Source organism: Streptomyces sp. SID11385 (genome assembly GCF_010548245.1).
Lineage (GTDB): Bacteria > Actinomycetota > Actinomycetes > Streptomycetales > Streptomycetaceae > Streptomyces.
In genome coordinates, this window is sequence record NZ_JAAGLR010000182.1 from 26,478 (window position 1) to 44,425 (window position 17,948).

Annotated in this window: 12 protein-coding genes; 7 read left to right on the plus strand and 5 right to left on the minus strand. The window is 70.7% G+C overall.

Annotation, left to right across the window (positions count from 1 at the left end):
• Nucleotides 1–41: 41 nt before the first annotated feature.
• Both G3I42_RS05695 and G3I42_RS05700 read left to right on the plus strand, forming a co-directional pair.
• Complete coding sequence (locus tag G3I42_RS05695; protein WP_343244464.1) at nt 42–1,064, plus strand: NAD-dependent epimerase/dehydratase family protein; 1,023 nt, start codon at nt 42–44, stop codon at nt 1,062–1,064.
• Nucleotides 1,061–1,762: a maleylpyruvate isomerase family mycothiol-dependent enzyme gene (locus G3I42_RS05700; protein WP_164282952.1), complete on the plus strand. Its 702-nt coding sequence runs from the start codon at nt 1,061–1,063 to the stop codon at nt 1,760–1,762. The genes G3I42_RS05695 and G3I42_RS05700 overlap by 4 nt, the downstream gene beginning before the upstream one ends.
• 147 nt (nt 1,763–1,909) lie before the next feature.
• On the opposite strand, the gene G3I42_RS05705 is transcribed toward G3I42_RS05700, so the two are convergent.
• From G3I42_RS05705 to G3I42_RS05725, 5 genes are all read right to left on the minus strand, one after another.
• Nucleotides 1,910–2,707, minus strand: coding sequence for a helix-turn-helix transcriptional regulator (locus G3I42_RS05705; protein ID WP_164282954.1), 798 nt, complete (start codon nt 2,705–2,707; stop codon nt 1,910–1,912).
• A 358-nt stretch (nt 2,708–3,065) separates the two neighbouring features.
• Nucleotides 3,066–4,121 carry a carboxymuconolactone decarboxylase gene (locus G3I42_RS05710; protein ID WP_164282956.1) on the minus strand — a complete coding sequence of 352 codons (1,056 nt, stop codon included), beginning with the start codon at nt 4,119–4,121 and terminating at the stop codon, nt 3,066–3,068.
• 274 nt (nt 4,122–4,395) lie between these two features.
• Nucleotides 4,396–5,277, minus strand: a complete 882-nt coding sequence (locus tag G3I42_RS05715; protein ID WP_164282958.1) for an SDR family NAD(P)-dependent oxidoreductase — start codon at nt 5,275–5,277, stop codon at nt 4,396–4,398.
• Nucleotides 5,274–5,909 carry a peroxidase-related enzyme gene (locus G3I42_RS05720; RefSeq protein WP_164282960.1) on the minus strand — a complete coding sequence of 212 codons (636 nt, stop codon included), beginning with the start codon at nt 5,907–5,909 and terminating at the stop codon, nt 5,274–5,276. Before G3I42_RS05720 ends, G3I42_RS05715 begins: the two co-directional genes overlap by 4 nt.
• A 253-nt stretch (nt 5,910–6,162) precedes the next feature.
• Complete coding sequence (locus G3I42_RS05725) at nt 6,163–7,710, minus strand: GMC family oxidoreductase N-terminal domain-containing protein (protein ID WP_164282962.1); 1,548 nt, start codon at nt 7,708–7,710, stop codon at nt 6,163–6,165.
• A gap of 304 nt (nt 7,711–8,014) precedes the next feature.
• Here G3I42_RS05725 and G3I42_RS05730 point away from each other — a divergent pair, with 304 nt between their 5' ends.
• From G3I42_RS05730 to G3I42_RS05750, 5 genes are read left to right on the plus strand one after another with little or no spacing between them, the layout of a single operon-like run.
• Nucleotides 8,015–9,994, plus strand: a complete 1,980-nt coding sequence (locus G3I42_RS05730) for a VCBS repeat-containing protein (protein ID WP_164282964.1) — start codon at nt 8,015–8,017, stop codon at nt 9,992–9,994.
• Nucleotides 9,991–11,010: an enediyne biosynthesis protein gene (locus G3I42_RS05735; protein WP_164282966.1), complete on the plus strand. Its 1,020-nt coding sequence runs from the start codon at nt 9,991–9,993 to the stop codon at nt 11,008–11,010. The genes G3I42_RS05730 and G3I42_RS05735 overlap by 4 nt, the downstream gene beginning before the upstream one ends.
• Entirely contained in the window at nt 11,007–16,892 is a 5,886-nt protein-coding gene (locus G3I42_RS05740) for a type I polyketide synthase (RefSeq protein ID WP_239096281.1), read from the plus strand. Before G3I42_RS05735 ends, G3I42_RS05740 begins: the two co-directional genes overlap by 4 nt.
• Nucleotides 16,889–17,365: an acyl-CoA thioesterase gene (locus G3I42_RS05745; RefSeq protein ID WP_164282968.1), complete on the plus strand. Its 477-nt coding sequence runs from the start codon at nt 16,889–16,891 to the stop codon at nt 17,363–17,365. The genes G3I42_RS05740 and G3I42_RS05745 overlap by 4 nt, the downstream gene beginning before the upstream one ends.
• The gene (locus G3I42_RS05750; RefSeq protein WP_343244465.1) at nt 17,362–17,940 is read left to right on the plus strand and encodes a flavin reductase family protein; all 579 of its coding nucleotides are present in this window, start codon (nt 17,362–17,364) and stop codon (nt 17,938–17,940) included. Before G3I42_RS05745 ends, G3I42_RS05750 begins: the two co-directional genes overlap by 4 nt.
• Nucleotides 17,941–17,948 lie beyond the last annotated feature (8 nt).

Below are 17,948 nucleotides of genomic sequence, written 5' to 3' on the forward strand. Positions count from 1 at the left end.
CGAGCAGGGGACGGAAAAGGAGGAACGACATGTTGGTCTGTGTGACAGGAGGCACCGGCTTCCTCGGCTCGCACACGGTCGCCGCGCTCGCGGCCGGCGGAGCACGTATACGGCTGCTGACGCGCGACCCGTTACGGCTGGCGCCCGCGCTCGGCCCGCTCGGCATCGACCCGGACACGGTGGAGACCGTCACCGGCGATGTCGCCGACGAGGCGGCGGCGGCCCGCGCGGTCCGCGGCGCCGACGCCGTGATCCACCTGGGTTCGGTCTACTCTTTCGACCGTCGGCGCCGTGACGACATCACCCGCACCAATGTGGCGGGTACCGATGCGGTCCTGAATGCGGCGGTTAGGGCCGGGACCGGCTCGGTCATCTACGTCTCGACGGTCGGCGCGCTGATTCCCACCACCGCAGCCGAACTGCGCGCCGACAGCCCGGTGGGGGACCCCGACGAGCCCTACCTGGCGAGCAAGGCGGCCTGTGAGACGCTCGCCCGGCGGCACCAGGACGCCGGGGCGCCGGTCCACATCGTCTACCCACCGGCCCTGCTGGGCCCGGACGACCCCAGGCGCGGTGACCAGACCGGCCGGCTGCGCGACGTGCTGCGCGGCCTGATGCCGCTGTGGCCCACCGGCGGCTTCCCGCTCGGCGACGTGCGAGACACCGCCGCCGTGCTCGGGGGGCTGGCCCTCGGCCCGCCGCCGGACAAGCCGGTGCGGGTCTTCGCGCCCAACCGGTACGTGACGACGGCCGACTATCTGGCGGAGCTCCGCGCGGCGACCGGCCGCCGGCTCACGACGCTGCGGCTGCCGGGGCGGGCCATGCTTCCCGCCGCCCGGGTCGCCGATGAGGTCCAGCGGTGGTGGCCGTGGCACATCCCCGCCGAGTTCGGCGCCGCCTACACCTGCGTGCACGCGGTGCCGGTGGCCCGGGCCGCCACGGCCGACGTCCCCACGGCGCGGCCCGTCGCGACGACGATGGCCGACACCGCTCGCTGGCTGCACCGGGCCGGCCTGCTGACGCGGCGGCAGGCCGGGAGCGCCGCCGGGCGGAGCGGGGCATGACGGCGGCGGGGACCGGACACGATCCGGCCGAGCAGCACCACGCCTACCGGCGGGCCAGGGAGAACATCACCGGCCTGGTCACCCGGACGCCGGACACGGCCACCGCCGGCGTGCCCGCCTGCCCCGAGTGGACCGTGCGCGACCTGATCGGACACCTCGTCCACATCTGCGAGTCGTTCGCCGCACTGGAGGACAACCAGATAGATCTGCGTCCATCGGAGGGCGTTGACCTGCCCGGTCTGCTGGACCGGTGGGACGCCCTGGACAGCGAGTTGCGCGAGGCACTGGACCACACCCCCGAACTGCGGCGGCGCATCCTGTTGCTCGACGTGTTCTCGCACGAGATGGACCTGCGCGCCGGTCTGGGCGAGACGGTCGCGCCCTCCGGCCATCCGGCGTTCCCCGGCGCGCTGGACCTGGCCACCATGGGGTTCGGCCTCGCGGTGCACGGCGGGAATCTGCCGGCGCTGCGGATCGACACCCCGGAGCGGGACTGGGTGGTGGGGGAGGGGCCTCCCCTCGCCACTGTCCACGGCCCGGCCTTCGACGTCTTCCGGTCGCTGACCGGCCGCCGCACCCGGCGCCAGATCGAGGAACTGCGCTGGTCCGGGGGCGCGTCGGTGACCTGGATGCCGGCCTTCGCCTGGGGACCGTTCGCGCCGCCCGCCTACGAGGTGGAGCCGGTCCGCGGCTTCTGACCCACCGGACCCCGCGGGAGACGCGGCAGGACCGCCCGAAGCCGCACGGGCCGGTGCGGGGCCCGGCCCGTGCGGATGGGCCGTTCCGCTGGAGAACGCCCGACCCGCCGTACGACGGGCCGGGCGTTCTCCTTCGCGTCCACGGATTCAGGTGCCGGTGATGGCGGGCAGCTCGAAGGGAGCATCGCCGGCCTTCGGCAGGCCCGAGAAGTCCAGCTCCGGCAGCGCCAGAAGGATCGGCAGGTCCAGGGAGGTCAGCGGACGCCCGAGCAGGTTGACCCGGGTGTTCTGGCCCCGTCGTACGTTCAGTACCTGGCTCGAAGCCACCAGCAGCGGGCGCCGCTGACCGAGCGCCGAGGGCGGGTCGTCGATGGCGAGTACGGCCGCCCGGATGTACCAGGCGCCCTCCGGCAGGCGCAGCGAGAACGGACCGGGCCCGTCCAGGATCGCGCAGGAGGCCGGGCGGCCCTGCACGATGGACTCACGGAACGCACCGATGTAGATCCGTACCGGCTGTGCGGTACTCGGGAGACGAATGGTGCCCTCGAGTTCACTCGTGGGCCGGCCACCGTCGAGGAGCTGCTGCGGCCCCGTGACGGCCCCGCCGCTCGGCGTCAGCAGCCCGGCACGGGCCAGCGCCCGATAGCGGGCCGGGGAGTGGCTCACACTGCGGGTGAAACGACTGGTGAAGGTGCCGAGACTGTTGTAACCGACGCGGTAGGAGATCTCGGTGACGCTGAGATCGGTCTCCAACAACAGGCTCTTCGCCCGGTGCAACCGGACCACGGAAAGGAATCGGCCCGGAGAGGTCCCGGTGAGATTGCGGAACACCCGGGAGAAATAGAATTTGCTGAGAATCGCGGTGTTGGCGATCTCGTCGAGCGAGAGTGGTTCCTCGTATCGGTCCCACATCGTCGCTATCGCGCGCTCAACGGCGACCTGCATGGCAGTGCTCCAAGCTTGTCGATGAATCGAATGCGTCCTGACGGAAATGGCCGAGCGACATCTCAGAACTGACGCTCTGTCGGTGCGATAATGTGTACCGCAGAGATGTGCACGGTATTTCTCCGAGCGTGCCGATGAAGCGAGTGCGTCCTGACCGGACGCGCAGGGCAGCGCCTGTCGACGCGGGGCGGCGGGAAAGAGGTCCCGCTTTCGGGCGACGACATAAAAATGCCGGACCCCGCCGTGCCGCATCGGGTATCAATACCCGGAGAATTTAGGGCGCACGGACCCTATATCGGAACACCACCGCAAGGCGGTGGGCGGAACAAAGGCTGCCTACGCGAAGGGAGCGGGGTATTCAGTTGACGCGGAGCAATTGTCCGATGCGCCGCTGTGCCGCCCGCTGAGCGGCCCACGACGTGACCGCGAGGATCTCCCGGTCACCCCCGCCGTTCTGCCGGAAGGCCGCGATGGCCTTGTCGTCCACGCGGTAGGAGGCCAGGGCGGTGAGCAGTGCGAGGTTGCCCGCCTGCCGGTCGGCCGGCGGCAGTTCCCGCAGCGGCGCGTCCAGCCAGGCCCGGCCGAGGCCGGGGTCGCCGCCGTCCCAACGGGCCAGTTCGGCGGCCACCATGTCCCGGACCGACTCCGGCACCAGTTCGGCGGCTGTCAGCTCGACGGCCGCCGTGCCGCGGGCCAGCGCCCCGGCGATTCGCGGATCGGCCGCCGCCCAGCCCAGGTCCTCCGGCAGCGGGGCGTCGGGCAGTAGCGACAGCGACGTACCCGGTCGGGCCCTGGCTCTGACGGAGCCGCGCATCAGGCCGGTCAGCACCCGCAGCACGGGGCCCACCGCCCGGTCCGGGGCGTGCGGCGGCAGCGGTTGTGCGCCCAGGAAGACGTTGACCATCCGGTTGAGGTACTGGAGACAGAACGCGGTCCCGGCCAGTTCCGGAATGAGTTCGGGTGCGAACGGAGGCCTGCCCGCCGAGCCGATCCACGCCGTCAACTGGCCCGGCGTCGTCCCCGCGCCGCCGTCCGGTCCCGCCTTCGCTCCCCGACCGGACGCAGTGGGCCGGGCAGTCAGGGAGTCGTGCATCGTGGAGTGCATGGTGGTGCAGAAGGGACACTGGTTGTCCCGGGACACGGCGGCGGCCACCGCTTCTTTCGCGGCCCGCTGTACCAGCCCGTCGACCAGCATCGTCTCGCGCAGTGTCATCCAGGACGCCGCGAGCAGCGCCGGCACCGGGGCGTGCAGGGCTATGGGGGGAGCCAGCACCCCGAAGTCCCGTTCGAGCTCCCGGTAGACCCGGGCGGTGTCGCCGGTCGCCTCGCCGAACGGCACGGTCGCGAGGTGCCGGACCTGGAGCAGGGACAGCCTCCGGAGCGGCGACTGGACGAGGAGTCTCGGGTCCTTCATGCGTCCGCTCCGGGGTCCGGACCGATGACGTCGCGCCGTGGTGGCTCCGCGTGGCCTTCATACATCGGTGGCACTTCCCTCAGCTCCTCGGCGGATGTCTTTCGGTGCGCCAGTCAATCGTCACACCGATGCGGGAGTTCCCTCTTCTTCGTTCTTGCGGTCTGACGGCCGCCCCTGAACGAGTCGCCGGCAAGGCCTGCCGCGGGGCTCGCGTCCGCGCCCCGCCCGGCCGCCGCCATCGGCGGGCCCGGGCGGGGCCACGGTAACGGCAGGCCTAGGGGACGGGGAAGAACGCCCGGACGAAGCGCTCGAACATCCTGTCCCCGATGGTCCACCGCATCCGCGGCAGCAACCGGGACGGCATCCCGATCCGGTACCTGATCCGCGGGTTGTCGCTGGTCACCGCCTTCTCGATGACCTTCGCCACGGTATTCGCGCGCACCGCCATCCGGCCGCGGCCGCTCGGCCTCTCCGTCTCCCGGTAGGCGCCGTGCCAGTCGACGAAGTACCGCCAGAAGTCGTCGTACAGACCGTTGTTCTCCTGCCCCCCGGACATCCCGAGGTCGGCGACCGACATCGGTACGAACCCGCCGAGCACTGGCGACGGCTCGACCAGCACCACCTTGATGCCGAACCCGTCGACCTCCAGGCGCAGCGAATCGCTGATGGCCTCCAACGCGTGCTTGGTGGCCTGGTAGTAGCCGCGGCCCGGGGTGGCGAACTGACCGAAGATGGACGACATCATGATCACCCGGCCGCTGCCCCGGGCACGCATGCCGGGCAGTACGAGCTGGGTCAGCCGGCACAGTCCGAAGACGTTCGTCTCGAACTGGCTGCGCACCTCGTCCATCGGGGTCTCGCCGATGGTGCCGTTGAGGCTGTAGGCGGCGTTGTTGATCAGAGTGCCGACCGAGCCGTGCTCGGCGGTGATCTTGTCGACGACGGCCCTCATCGAATCCTCGTCGTTGACGTCCAGCTGGGGGACCTGGATGCCCTCGGCCTCCAGCTCGGCCAGTGCCTCGGGCCGCCGCGCGGTCGCGTAGACCGGCCAGCCGGCCCGGTGCAGCCGCAGCGCCACGGCCTTTCCGGTGCCGGAGGACATGCCGGTGCTCGACGACGCCCCGGTGAGCAGGATCGCTCGCGAGGGGCTGCTCATCGGGGCTCTGCCAGCCGCTGCTCGGACACGGTGGCGTCCTCCGGCTGCGAGGCGATCCGGCTGCGGGCCACCGAGTCGCCCAGCCCCAGGCCGTCCACGAGGCGGTTGATGAAGGCGAAGAGTGAAGCGGTGAAGACCGCTTCCAGCATCTCCGCGTTGGTCCAGCCCGCGGCCTCGGTCCTGGCCCAGTCCTCGTCGGTGACACGGAACGCCCCCGTGCAGATCTGGGTGACCAGGCGCATGAGTTCCTTGGTGCGCTCGTCGATCGGCAGGTCCTCCACCGAGGCGGCGTCGGCGATCGCGTCGGTGAGTTCCTGATCGCCGCCGAACTGGGCCAGGAACCAGTTGTGGGTGCCCACGCAGTACGGGCAGCCGTTGACCTTGGAGCTCCAGGCGGAGATCATCTCGCGGGTCGCACGCGGCAGTACGCCGTCGTTGAACACGCCGCCGTAGCCGGCGATCACGACCTCCAGCAGATCGGGGCGGCTGGACACAAGGCGGAACATGTCCGGCACGAAGGGAATCCCCATCCGGGACTTGATCGCCTCGTACAGCTCCGCGGTCCTGCCCTGGGCCTCGTCCTCCCCCACCAGGGGGACGCGGACCGTGCTCAGCACATTCGGATCGGTCATGGGTGATCGCCTTTCAACCGATTGTGGGAGCCGCCCCGCGAACCAATCGAGAAAAACAGAAAAATATCCGGGTCTGCTGTCCGGCGGGTAATTGCGGCGTTGTTTTCTCATATGGTGGCAGGAATAGTGACGGCGTCTCGTCTTTCATATTGCCCTGTGTGCGCCTGCCGGCGGCCGGACCGGGACATACGGACGGCCGTCCCGGCGCGGCAGGCGCCGGAACGGCCGTCGGGGGAGGCCGGGCGGGTTCAGCTCACTCGGCGCGCAGCCAGTCCGCCAGCCGCTCACCGATCATGATCGAGGTGAGGTTGGTGTTGCAGTTGACGATGCTCGGCATCACCGAGGCGTCGGCCACGTACAGGTTGTCCGCCCCGTGCACCCGCAGCTGTTCGTCCACCACGGCGCCCGCGTCGTCAGCGGTGCCCATGCGGGCCGTGCCCACCGGGTGGTAGCCGCTGTCCAGGCTCACCTTCACGTACTGCTCGACCATCGCGTCCTTCTCGATGAGCTTGTCGTTCAGCACGATGAAGCCGTCGCCCCGTGCCGCGATTCCCGGGTGGTTGGCCAGCTCCCAGCAGGTCCGGACGCCTTGGACCATCTTCTCCAGGTCCCGTTCGGTGGAGAGGAAGTCGAGCTGGATGTCAGGCCCCGCCGCCGGGTCGGCCGAGGCCAGCCGCAGCCGGCCGACGGACTCCGGCTGCTGGTCCACCACCATGACACCGAAGATCATCGAGGCGCCCGCCAGCATCTGAAGCTCGGGGAAGAGCTCCAGATCGAAGTGGTTGACCATGTAGTACTGCATGTCGTTGAAGTCGGTGGAGCCCTTGGCCGTGGTCCGCACCATGGACTGCAGGAAGGGCACGTTCTCGTCCAGGGCCCCGTCCTTGGGCCGCATGAACACGCCGGTCCGCGGGTGGTCCATCAGGTGGGCACCGACCCCGGGCCGGTCCAGCCGGACATCGATTCCGAACCTGGTCAGGTCGTCGGCCGGGCCGATGCCCGAACGCATCAACAGCGTCGGGGTGTTGACAGCGCCGGCCGACAGAACGACCTTGTGAGCCCGCAGTTCCTCGGGCTCGCCGCCACCGGCCGACACCAGGACGCCCACCGCGCGGTCGCCCTCGAAGAGCACCTCGTGCACCAGCGTCCCGCTGCGCAGGGTCAGGTTCTCCCGTGCCCGACTCTCGCGCGTCAGGTACGCCATCGCCGTCGAGACCCTGTGGCGAGGGTCGCGCCGGTTGGACGGGATCGGACCGATACCGGTCGCCTCGGGGTGGTTGTGGTCGGAGACCTCGGGGAATCCGGCCGCCAGGCTCGCTTCGGTGAAGGCGCGCTGCATGGTGGTCATCTCGTCCGGCTGGAACCGGCGGATCGGCACCGGTCCGCCCTTGCCGTGGTACCGGCCCCCGAAGTCCAGGTCGTCCTCCAGCCGGCGGAAGTACGGCAGTACCCGCTCGTACGCCCACGCCGGATTACCCGCCGCCGCCCACTTGTCGTAGTTCTCGGGCACGCCCCGCAGCGCGATGGTGGCACCGACCGCGGACGAGCCGCCGGTGACCTTTCCGCGGGGAAAGAGGATGCGTCGGCCGTCCATGATCTCCGCGCGGTAGTGCCAGTCGTGCTTGCTCATCGACATGGCATTGCCATTGGTGATGTCGTGCGGGATGCCGGCCGGATCGGGAAAGTCCGGGCCCGCTTCGATGAGGAGTACCGAACGAGCCGGGTCCTCGCTCAGCCTGGCCGCGAGCGCCGCACCCGCGGAGCCCGCCCCGACGATGATCGCGTCATACGTGTGCGTCATGGATTTAAAACCTCGCCAGAGTGTGATGCGAAAGGGACCGATCTCACCCGAGTTTTTCAGGGCCGCCGGCATCCGGTCTTCTCCGAGACTGCTCAATGACGCGGCCCTGGATATCCCCCGCACCGACCGAAGGCGTTGCCTCAACGGGCTGAAACCGCCCCCACGAACCGTGGCAACGTCAGAGAAGCAGTCCTTGCCGGGCTGATAGATCCTCAAGTGCCAGGTGCTGCGGCAGTAATTCCAGGATTACATTCGCAGTGTCCTCGGTCAGCTTTTTATTTCTCGTTCACGGGAGGGAAATGGGATGTCGTACCGACAGCGATTCCGCAGGCTCATCCCAGGGGTGGTCACGATATTGGTGGCGACCTCGCTGTTCTTCGTCGTCCGTACCTCGGTATCCGTCGCGGGCGGTGATCAGGCTGCTGCCGCGTACAAGTTCAAGGAGATGCCGATCGCGATGCCGCCCGGATACGACGCGCAGCCGAAGAAGACGATCCGTGAGGTGAACCCGGCCTACGAGAAGATTCGTGCCTGGATCTCCTCGGTCGGCGCCAGCATCGCGGTCAACGATGTCACCGGCCACGGACTCGCCAACGGTATGTGCATCGTCGACACCCGTACCGACTCGGTCGTGGTCACCTACACGCCGACCGCTCGTACCGCCGACCGGTTCACGCCCTTCGTGCTGGACGGCAAGCCGCTGCCGATGGACGAGGCCATGGCGCCCACCGGCTGCACCCCCGGCGACTTCAACGGCGACGGCCGCAACGACTTCCTGGTCACCTACTGGGGACGCACTCCGGTGCTGTTCCTGGCGAAGTCCGACGCCAAGACCCCGTCCGCGTCCGCGTACGTCCCGCGTGAGGTCGTCGCCTCGCAGAGTCTCGACGGCAAGTACCACGGGCCGCGGTGGAACACCGACGCCGTCTACGTCGCGGACCTCGACGGCAGCGGCCACCCGTCGATGATCGTCGGGAACTACTTCCCCGACTCCGACGTGCTCGACCCGCACGGCCTCGACAACGTCGAGATGAACGACTCGCTCTCCAGCGCGAAGAACGCCGGCGGTGACCACGTGCTGCGCTGGTACAACGCCTCGGCCGGCACCGACCCGGACGTCTCCTTCGTCGAGGAGAAGGACGCCATCCCGTACGCCAGCTCCACCGGCTGGACGCTGGCCATCTCCGGCGCCGACCTGACCGGCTCCGGGCTGCCCGACGTCTACATCGCCAACGACTTCGGCCACGGGCACCTGCTGCACAACCGATCCACCCCCGGCAAGATCCGCTTCACGGAGGCCAAGGGCGAGCGCACCCCGACGACCCCGAAGTCGTTCGTGCTCGGCAACGGCTCCTTCAAGGGCATGGGGGTCGACTTCGGTGACGTCGACGGCAACGGCAGCTTCGACATGATGGTCAGCAACATCACCGTCGCCTGGGGCCTGGAGGAGAGCAACTTCCTCTGGGTCAACCAGGCCGACAGCCCGGCCGCCGCGAAGACCGAACTGCGCAAGGGCGTCGCCCCCTTCAAGCAGGAGGCGCAGAAGAACGGCGTCGCCTGGACCGGCTGGGGCTGGGACGCGAAGATGGGCGACTTCCTCAACAACGGCCAGCAGAACATCCTGCAGGCCGACGGCTTCGTCAAGGGCGACATCGACCGCTGGCCGTGGCTCCAGGAAATGGCCATGACCAACGACAACCTGCTCTCCAACCCCGCGATGTGGCCGCACGTCGGCCCCGGTGACGACCTGGCCGGCGACGAGGTGATGGCGTTCTACGCCCGGACCAGCAGCGGCAAGTACGCGAACGTGAGCGAGCAGCTCGGCCTCGACGTCCCGATCCCGACCCGCGGGATCGCCACCGCCGACACCACCGGCAGGGGCGCGCTGGACTTCGCGATAGCCCGCCAGTGGGGCCCGCCCGCGTTCTACGCCAACCAGGCCCCGAAGCTGGGCAAGGACCTGACACTGCGGCTGTACCGGCCCGCGCCGGACGGCACCGCCGGAGAGGGCCTGGCCGCACCCGGCTCGCCCGCGTACGGCACCACGGTGAGCATCACCACCCCGCAAGGGCGGCAGATCGCCCAGCTCGACGGAGGCGGCGGACACGGGGGCTTCCGCAGCTTCGACGTGCGCTTCGGCCTCGACACCTATACGGGCCCGGTGAAAGCGCACTTCACGTGGCGCGACAGCGACGGCGGCCTGCACACCAAGACCCGGCAGCTCTCCGCGGGCAGCCACACCCTCATGCTGACCGACGACATCCAGGAGGTGACGAGCCGATGACCGAGACCCGTTCCCAGACTGTCGAGGCGGCTCCGCACGACGCCCGGCCCCACGCCGAGAAGAAGAAACCCAACCGGGACCCCCGCTACCTGGCACTGCGCAACTTCGCCATCTCCATGAGCGTGTTCAACATCCTGGGCTACACGCTGCTCGGCTTCGAGCAGCCCTGGCTGTGGCCTATCATCTGCGCGCCGTTCGCCTACGCCGTCGAGATGGTGCTCGAGGTGATCAGCGCCTGGGCCCACAACCGCCGGGCCCGCTTCCTGGGCGGGGGGTTCCGCAGGGTGTACGAGTTCCTGCTGCCCGCCCACATCACCGCGCTCGCGGTGAACATGCTGCTCTACGGCAACGACCTGCTGCTGCCCATCCTGCTCGGTGTCTTCATCGGCGTGGCCGGCAAGCATGTCCTCCAGGCACCGATCAACGGGCGCATGCGGCACTACATGAACCCGTCCAACTTCGGTATCACCGTCACACTGCTCATGTTCGGCTCCTGGATCAGCATCGCCCCGCCGTACGAGTTCACCGAGAACGCGAACACGTTCTTCCGTGTCGGCATTCCACTGGTCATCGCCACTGCGGGCACGGTCATCAACGCCATGCTGACCAAGCGAGTACCACTGATCGTCGGCTGGCTCGGCGGCTTCGTCATCCAGGCGGTGCTGCGCCACTTCCTGTGGGACGTGGCGATCTGGTCCGCGCTCGGGCCGATGAGCGGCGTCGCCTTCGTGCTCTTCACCAACTACATGATCACCGACCCCGGCACCACCCCGTCCAAGGGCCGCAACCAGTTCATGTTCGGCTCCTCGGTCGCCATGGTCTACGGGCTGCTGATGCTCTTCAACGTCGTGTACACACTCTTCTTCGCCACCACGATCGTGTGTGCAGTCCGCGGTGTCGGCTGGTGGGTCGCCCACGGTCTGCGACGACGCCGGGAACCGGACGAGGCGAGCGGAACGGTGGCGCGGCCCGCCGAGCCGCGGCGCCTGGCCGACAACGAGGCGGTGGCAGCATGAGCGTGCGCGAACCGCGGCCCGTCACCACGGCCGAGAACGACGAGCGGGAACTGTCCGGCCGGATCGCGGTGGTCGGGATCGCCTGCCGCTACCCCGACGCGGAGAACCCCGAACAGCTCTGGCAGAACGTACTGGCGGGCCGCCGTGCCTTCCGGAAACTGCCCGACCAGCGGATGCGTGCCGCGGACTACTACTCACCCGACCCCACCGCGCCCGACCGCTTCTACAGCGCCAAGGCCGCGGTGATCGAGGGCTTCGAGTTCGACCGGGTCCGCTACCGGGTGGCGGGCAGCACCTTCCGCTCCACCGACATGACCCACTGGCTCGCCCTGGACACCGCAGCCCGTGCCCTGGAGGACGCGGGATTCCCGTTCGGCGAGGGGCTGGCGGACGTCAACACCGGCGTCATCATCGGCAACACCCTCACCGGGGAGTTCAGCCGGGCCAATCTGATGCGGCTGCGCTGGCCGTATGTCCGCCGCACCGTCGGCGCCGCGCTGCGCGAGCAGGGCTGGGAGAACGAGGCGCTCACCGCCTTCCTCGACGGCCTCGAACAGCGCTACAAGAGCGCCTTCCCGCCCATCGGCGAGGACACCCTCGCAGGCGGCCTGGCCAACACCATCGCCGGCCGCATCTGTAACCACTTCGACTTCAAGGGCGGCGGTTTCACCGTCGACGGCGCGTGCTCGTCCTCCCTGCTCTCGGTCTCCACCGCGTGCGACGCGCTGGCCCGCGGCACGATGGACGTGGCGGTGGCCGGCGGTGTGGACCTGAGCATCGACCCCTTCGAGGTGATCGGTTTCGCCAAGACCGGCGCGCTCGCCACCGGCGAGATGCGGGTCTACGACAAGGGCGCCAACGGCTTCTGGCCCGGCGAGGGCTGCGGCATGCTGGTCCTGATGCGGGACGAGGACGCCCGCGCGCAGGGCCGGTTCCGCTACGCCACCATCGCCGGCTGGGGCTACTCCTCCGACGGGAAGGGCGGCATCACCCGGCCCGAGGCCAGCGGCCACCGCCTCGCCATACGACGCGCCTACCGCGCGGCCGGCTTCGGCATGGAGACCATCGGCCTCCTGGAGGGCCACGGCACCGGAACGGCCGTGGGTGACGCCACCGAGCTGCGCGCCTTCTCCGAGGCACGTCGCGCCGCCGGCGCACTCGCCCCGGCCGCCCTGAGCACCGTCAAGGGCAACTTCGGCCACACCAAGGCCGCGGCCGGCGTCGCCGGGCTCCTCAAGGCGATCCTCGCGGTCCGCCACCAGGTGATCCCGCCCGCCACCAGCCACTTCGACCCGCATCCCGAACTCCTCGGCCCCACGCCCGCACTGCGGGTGCCGGACCGCGCCGAGCTGTGGCCCGAGGGCATGCCCATCCGGGCCGGGGTCTCCTCCATGGGCTTCGGCGGCATCAACGCCCACGTCGTCGTCGAGCACGCCGACGGCTTGCGGCGCAGCGCCGTGCCGAGCGTCACCCGCAGACTGGTCGCCTCCCGGCAGGACGTCGAGCTGTTCCTGCTGGACGGCACCGACCCGGAGGAGCTGCGGCAGAAGGCGACGCGCCTTGCGGAGTTCTGCGCCCAGCTCTCGTACGCCGAACTCGGCGACCTGGCGGCCACGTTGCAGGGCGAGCTGGACGGCCGGCCCTTGCGCGCCGCGGTGCTCGTCGCCTCGCCCGAGCAGGCCACCGAGCGGCTCACCGAGCTGGCCGGACAACTGGCCGCCGGAGTCCGTACGCTGCTGGACACCCAGAAGGGCGTCTTCCTCGGCAGCGCCGGGTCGGCCCCCCGGATCGCCTTCCTCTTCCCGGGGCAGGGCGCCGGAAAGCGGGGCGACGGAGGCGCGCTGCGTCGCCGGTTCGCCGCCGTGGACGAGCTGTACGACCGGCTCTCGCTGCCCACCGACGGCGACCTGGTCGCCACCGAGGTCGCTCAGCCCCGGATCGTGGCCGCCTCGGTCGCGGGCCTGCGAGTACTGGACATCCTCGGCATCGAGGCGGTCCGGGCCACCGGACACAGCCTCGGGGAACTGACCGCCCTGCACTGGTCGGGCGCCATGGACGAGCCGACCGTGCTGAGCGCGGCCGGCGTCCGCGGCCGGATCATGGCCGCGGCCGGCGACGGCGAGGGCACCATGGCGGCGCTCGCGACGACCCCCGAACTCGCCGAGACCCTGACCGCCGGCGAGCCGGTGGTGATCGCCGGCTACAACAGCCCGCGCCAGACCGTGGTGTCCGGCCCGGTCGCGGCGGTCGAACGAGTCTGCGCGCTGGCGGCCGGACAGGGCGTCGGCGCGGCGAGGATCAACGTCTCACACGCCTTCCACTCACCGGCCGTCGCTCCGGCCGCGGCCGGACTCGCCGAGCACCTGAGGACCGAGCGGTTCGGCCGGATCGGGGAGGGCCTGATCTCCACCGTCACCGGCGGACTGCTGCCCGCCGACACCGACGTGGTGGACCTGCTCACCCGCCAGGTACTGCAACCGGTCCGGTTCACCGAGGCGCTCCAGGAGATGGACGGCGAGGTCGACCTGCTGATCGAGGTCGGACCGGGCCACGTGCTCAAGTCGCTGGCCGCCGAGATCCTGCCGGACGTGCCCGCGGTCGCCACCGAGGCGGACGCCCTGTCACTGACCGGGCTGCTCGGCACGGTCGCCGCCGCCTGGACGATGGGCGCACCGGTCCGGCACGGTCAGCTCTTCGCCGGGCGCTTCACCAGGCCGCTGCCGCTGGACAAGGAGTTCCTGTTCTTCGCCAGCCCCTGCGAGTCCAACGACGAGGACTTCGTGCTGGAGCAGTCCGTACCGGCCGCGCTGCCCGAGCTCACCGCTCCCGCGGCCACCGCGGGCACCACGGCAGCCGACAAGGAGGACGCCTCCAGCCTGGGAGTGCTGCTCCGGCTTGCCGCCGAGCGAGCCGAACTCCCGGTCGAAACGGTCGATCCGGCGGCCAACCCGCTCGACGAACTGCACCTCAGCTCCATCACCGTCGGCCAGATCATGAACCAGGCCGCCCAGGAGCTGGGCATCTCCGCACCCATGGTCACCACCGCCTTCGCCACCTCCACGCTGGGGCAACTCGCCGAACTCCTTGACGAGCTGTCGGAGCAGTCGCCCGAGGACCACCAGCCCTCCGCCGCCCCGGGCGTCGCGAGCTGGGTGCGCCCGTTCGTGGTCGATCTGACGCCGGCCGAGCTGTCCGGCGGTCCTGCTGCCGGGCCCGGTGGCGACTGGCAGGTCTTCGCCTCCGACCGGCACCCGCTGGCCGGCCCGCTGGCCGAGCGGCTGCGCACGGCCGGGCCCGGCGGGGGCGTGCTGCTCGCTCTTCCCCGCGACTGCGGTCAGGAGCACATCGGCCTGATGCTTGCCGCCGCCCGAGCCGCACTCGACCCGGACCGGCGTGCCGCCGGCACCCGGCTGGTCGCCGTCGGCGACCGCAGGGGAGCGGCGGGCCTGGCCAAGACGCTGCATCTGGAGGCACCGGACATCCCGGTCACCGTCGTCACCCTGCCGTTGCCCGGGGACATGACGGCCGAAGCCGCCGAACGGATCAGCCCCCGGATCGCCGCGGACGTGCTGGCCACCACCGGGTTCAGGGAGGTGCACTACGACCGCGAGGGCGTACGGCGGGAGCCGGTGCTGCGGGCGGTGGAGCTCACGACGGACTCCACCCACCAGGCGTTGGACGACGGCGACGTCCTGCTCATCACCGGCGGCGGCAAGGGCATCACCGCCGAGTGCGCCATCTCGCTGGCCGGGCCGAGCGGTGCGGCGATCGGGCTGATGGGCCGCTCCGACCCGGCCGAAGACGCCGAGCTCGCGGACAACCTGCGCCGCATGGAGGCGGCCGGTGTCCGGGTGCACTACGCGCGGGCCGACGTCACCGACGTCGACCAGGTCAAGGCCGCGGTGGGCGAGATCACCATGGCGCTCGGCCCGGTCACCGGCCTGCTGCACGGCGCGGGCCGCAACCAGCCGCAGGCGCTCGCCAACCTGGACGAGGACTCGTTCCGCCGCACGCTGGCCACCAAGATCGACGGTGTGGAAGCGGTGCTGGCCGCGATCGACCCGGCCGCGCTGCGGCTCTTCGTGACATTCGGCAGCATCATCGGCCGGGCGGGACTGCGCGGCGAGGCGGACTACGCCACCGCCAATGACTGGCTCACCGAGCTGACCGTCCGGTTCCAGCAGGACTACCCCGACTGCCGCTGCCTGGCGCTGGAGTGGTCGGTCTGGTCCGGTGCCGGCATGGGGGAGCGGCTGGGCGTCCTGGAGGCCCTGGTCCGCGAGGGCATCGAGCCGATCCCCGCCGACCAGGGCGTGGAACTGCTCGGCCGGCTGCTGGCCGACACCGGTACCCCGCCGGCCCTGGTGGTGATGGGCCGGGCCGGCGGCCTGCCGACGCTCACCCTGGAGCAGCGCGAAACCCCGCTGCTGCGGTTCCTGGAACGCGTCCAGGTGCACTACCCCGGCATCGAACTGGTCGCGGACGCCGAACTCGGCGCCGGCAGCGACCTCTACCTGGCCGACCACCTGCTGGACGGCGACCTGCTCTTCCCCGCCGTCCTCGGCATGGAGGCCATGACCCAGGTGGCCACCGCGCTCACCGGCCTCCAGCACACCCCGGTGCTGGAGGACATGCGGTTCCTGCGGCCCATCGTGGTCCCGGTGAGCGGCACGACGACCCTGCGGGTGGCCGCCCTGGTCACCGGACCCGGCACGGTCGAGGTGGTGGTGCGCAGCAGTGAGACCGGCTTCCAGGCCGACCACTTCCGCGCCGTCCTGCGCTTCGGCGGGCGGGAGCCGGCCGGTGATCCGGCGCCGGTCACAGAGCAGGTGCCGCGCGTGCCGCTGGCACCCGGTGAGCTGTACGGGCCGGTGCTCTTCCAGGGCGACCGCTTCCAGCGGCTGCTCGGCTACCGGGACCTGGCCGCCAAGCACTGCCTGGCCGAGATCGACGACACTCCCAGGGCCGACTGGTTCGCCGCCTACCATCCGGGCGAACTGGTACTGGCCGATCCCGGTACCCGCGACGCGCTCATGCACTCCATCCAGGCGTGCGTGCCCGACGCCACGCTGCTGCCGGTGAGCGTGGCACGGCTGCATCTCGCGGCCCGGCCGGCGCGACAGACCGGCCGGCTGCTGTTCCTCGACGCCCGCGAGCGGTCCCGGGACGGCGACAGCTACCTCTACGACCTGGACGTCCGCGACGAGGAGGGCCGACTGGTCGAGCGTTGGGAGGGCCTGCTGCTGCGGGCGGTGCGCAAGCAGGACGGTGCCGGCCCCTGGCTGCCGGCGCTGCTCGGCCCCTTCCTGGAACGGCGTGCCGAAGCGGCGCTCGGCCACCCGCTGCGGTGCGTCGTGCTCCCCGGAGGCCCGGTGGACGGGTCCTCGGTGGACGAGCGCAGGCAGCGCACCGCCCAGGCGGTGAGCTGGGCGCTGGGGCGGACCACCGAGGTGCGCCACCGGCCCGACGGAAGGCCCGAACTGGCCGAAGGCCGACGGATGTCCTCCTCGCACGCGGCGGGCGTCACCTTCGCCGTGGTCGCCGACCAGGCCGTCACCTGCGACGTCGAGGTGGCCGCCGAACGGTCGGCCGACGAGTGGGCGGCGCTGCTCGGCGCCGACGGCCTGGCACTGGCACGGCTGCTCGCCGAGGGGCGGGGCGAGGCACTGAGCCTGGCCGCCACACGGGTGTGGGGCGCGGTGGAGACACTGCGCAAGGCGGGCCACGCGGTGGCCGCGCTGAGCCTGGACGGCGACGCGGGACTGCCGGCCGGCTGGGTGGCCTTCCGCGGCGGCGCACACCGCATCACGTCATTCGCGACCGCCCTGGAGGGCGTCGCCGATCCGGTGTCGTTCACCGTGCTGACCGAGGGGACCCGATGACGCAACCGGACTACTACGAGTACCGCCACCTGGTCGGCTTTGAGGAGACCAACCTCGTCGGCAACGTCTACTACGTCAACTACCTCCGCTGGCAGGGCCGCTGCCGGGAGATGTTCCTGCGCGACCGGGCACCCGACGTGCTCGCCGACATCCGGGCCGACCTCAAGCTGTTCACCCTGAAGGTGGACTGCGAGTTCTTCGCCGAGATCACCGCCTTCGACGAACTGTCCATCCGGATGCGGCTCGTGGACCTCACTCAGACCCAGATCGCCTTCACCTTCGACTACGTGCGGCTCGGGCCGGACGGAAGCGAGACCCTGGTCGCCCGGGGGCAGCAGCGGATCGCCTGCATGCGCGGCCCCAACACCGACACCCGTCCGACCAGGGTCCCCGAGCCGCTGCGGCTCGCCCTGGTGCCCTACAGCGTCTCCGGTACGGCGTCCTCCCGGACGCTCACCGCTACTGCGAGGTGATCCACATGCCCATCCTCCCCTCCGCCTCCGTTCCGCTGCCCGGTCCGCTCGACCTGCCACCGCTTCCCGCGGAGGCGCCCGAGGCGGACATCCACGACCGTCGCGCACTGCGCGGGGTGCTGGGACGTTTCGCCACCGGGGTGACCGTGCTGACCGCGGGACGTGACACGCCGCGCGGCATGACCGCCAACTCCTTCACCTCCGTCTCCCTCGAACCGGCCCAGGTGCTGGTGTGCGTCGTGAAGTCGGCAGCCATCCACCAGCTCGTTCTGGACGAGCAGGCGTTCGCGGTCTCGGTGCTCAGCCGGGACCAGGAATGGGTGGCCCGGCACTTCGCCGACCACTCACGCCCGCGCGGCGCGGCGGAGTTCGCCGGCATCGACCACGCACCCGGCCGGCACACCGGAGCCCCCGTGCTGGACCACGTCCAGGCATGGCTGGAGTGCCGGCTCAGCGCCGTCCACGACGGAGGGGACCACACCATCTTCGTGGGCTCGGTCCTGTGCGCGGGCAACGCCTCGGGAGAGGACCCGCTGCTCTTCCTGGGCGGGGCCTTCCGCCGCGTCGCCGCCTGACCCCGGTT

Coding starts and splice junctions, on each gene's coding strand:
- G3I42_RS05740 (WP_239096281.1), top strand. CDS start 11,007: ATGAGCGTGCGCGAACCGCGGCCCGTCACCACGGCCGAGAACGACGAG.
- G3I42_RS05700 (WP_164282952.1), top strand. CDS start 1,061: ATGACGGCGGCGGGGACCGGACACGATCCGGCCGAGCAGCACCACGCC.
- G3I42_RS05715 (WP_164282958.1), bottom strand. CDS start 5,277: ATGAGCAGCCCCTCGCGAGCGATCCTGCTCACCGGGGCGTCGTCGAGC.
- G3I42_RS05705 (WP_164282954.1), bottom strand. CDS start 2,707: ATGCAGGTCGCCGTTGAGCGCGCGATAGCGACGATGTGGGACCGATAC.
- G3I42_RS05720 (WP_164282960.1), bottom strand. CDS start 5,909: ATGACCGATCCGAATGTGCTGAGCACGGTCCGCGTCCCCCTGGTGGGG.
- G3I42_RS05725 (WP_164282962.1), bottom strand. CDS start 7,710: ATGACGCACACGTATGACGCGATCATCGTCGGGGCGGGCTCCGCGGGT.
- G3I42_RS05745 (WP_164282968.1), top strand. CDS start 16,889: ATGACGCAACCGGACTACTACGAGTACCGCCACCTGGTCGGCTTTGAG.
- G3I42_RS05730 (WP_164282964.1), top strand. CDS start 8,015: ATGTCGTACCGACAGCGATTCCGCAGGCTCATCCCAGGGGTGGTCACG.
- G3I42_RS05735 (WP_164282966.1), top strand. CDS start 9,991: ATGACCGAGACCCGTTCCCAGACTGTCGAGGCGGCTCCGCACGACGCC.
- G3I42_RS05710 (WP_164282956.1), bottom strand. CDS start 4,121: ATGAAGGACCCGAGACTCCTCGTCCAGTCGCCGCTCCGGAGGCTGTCC.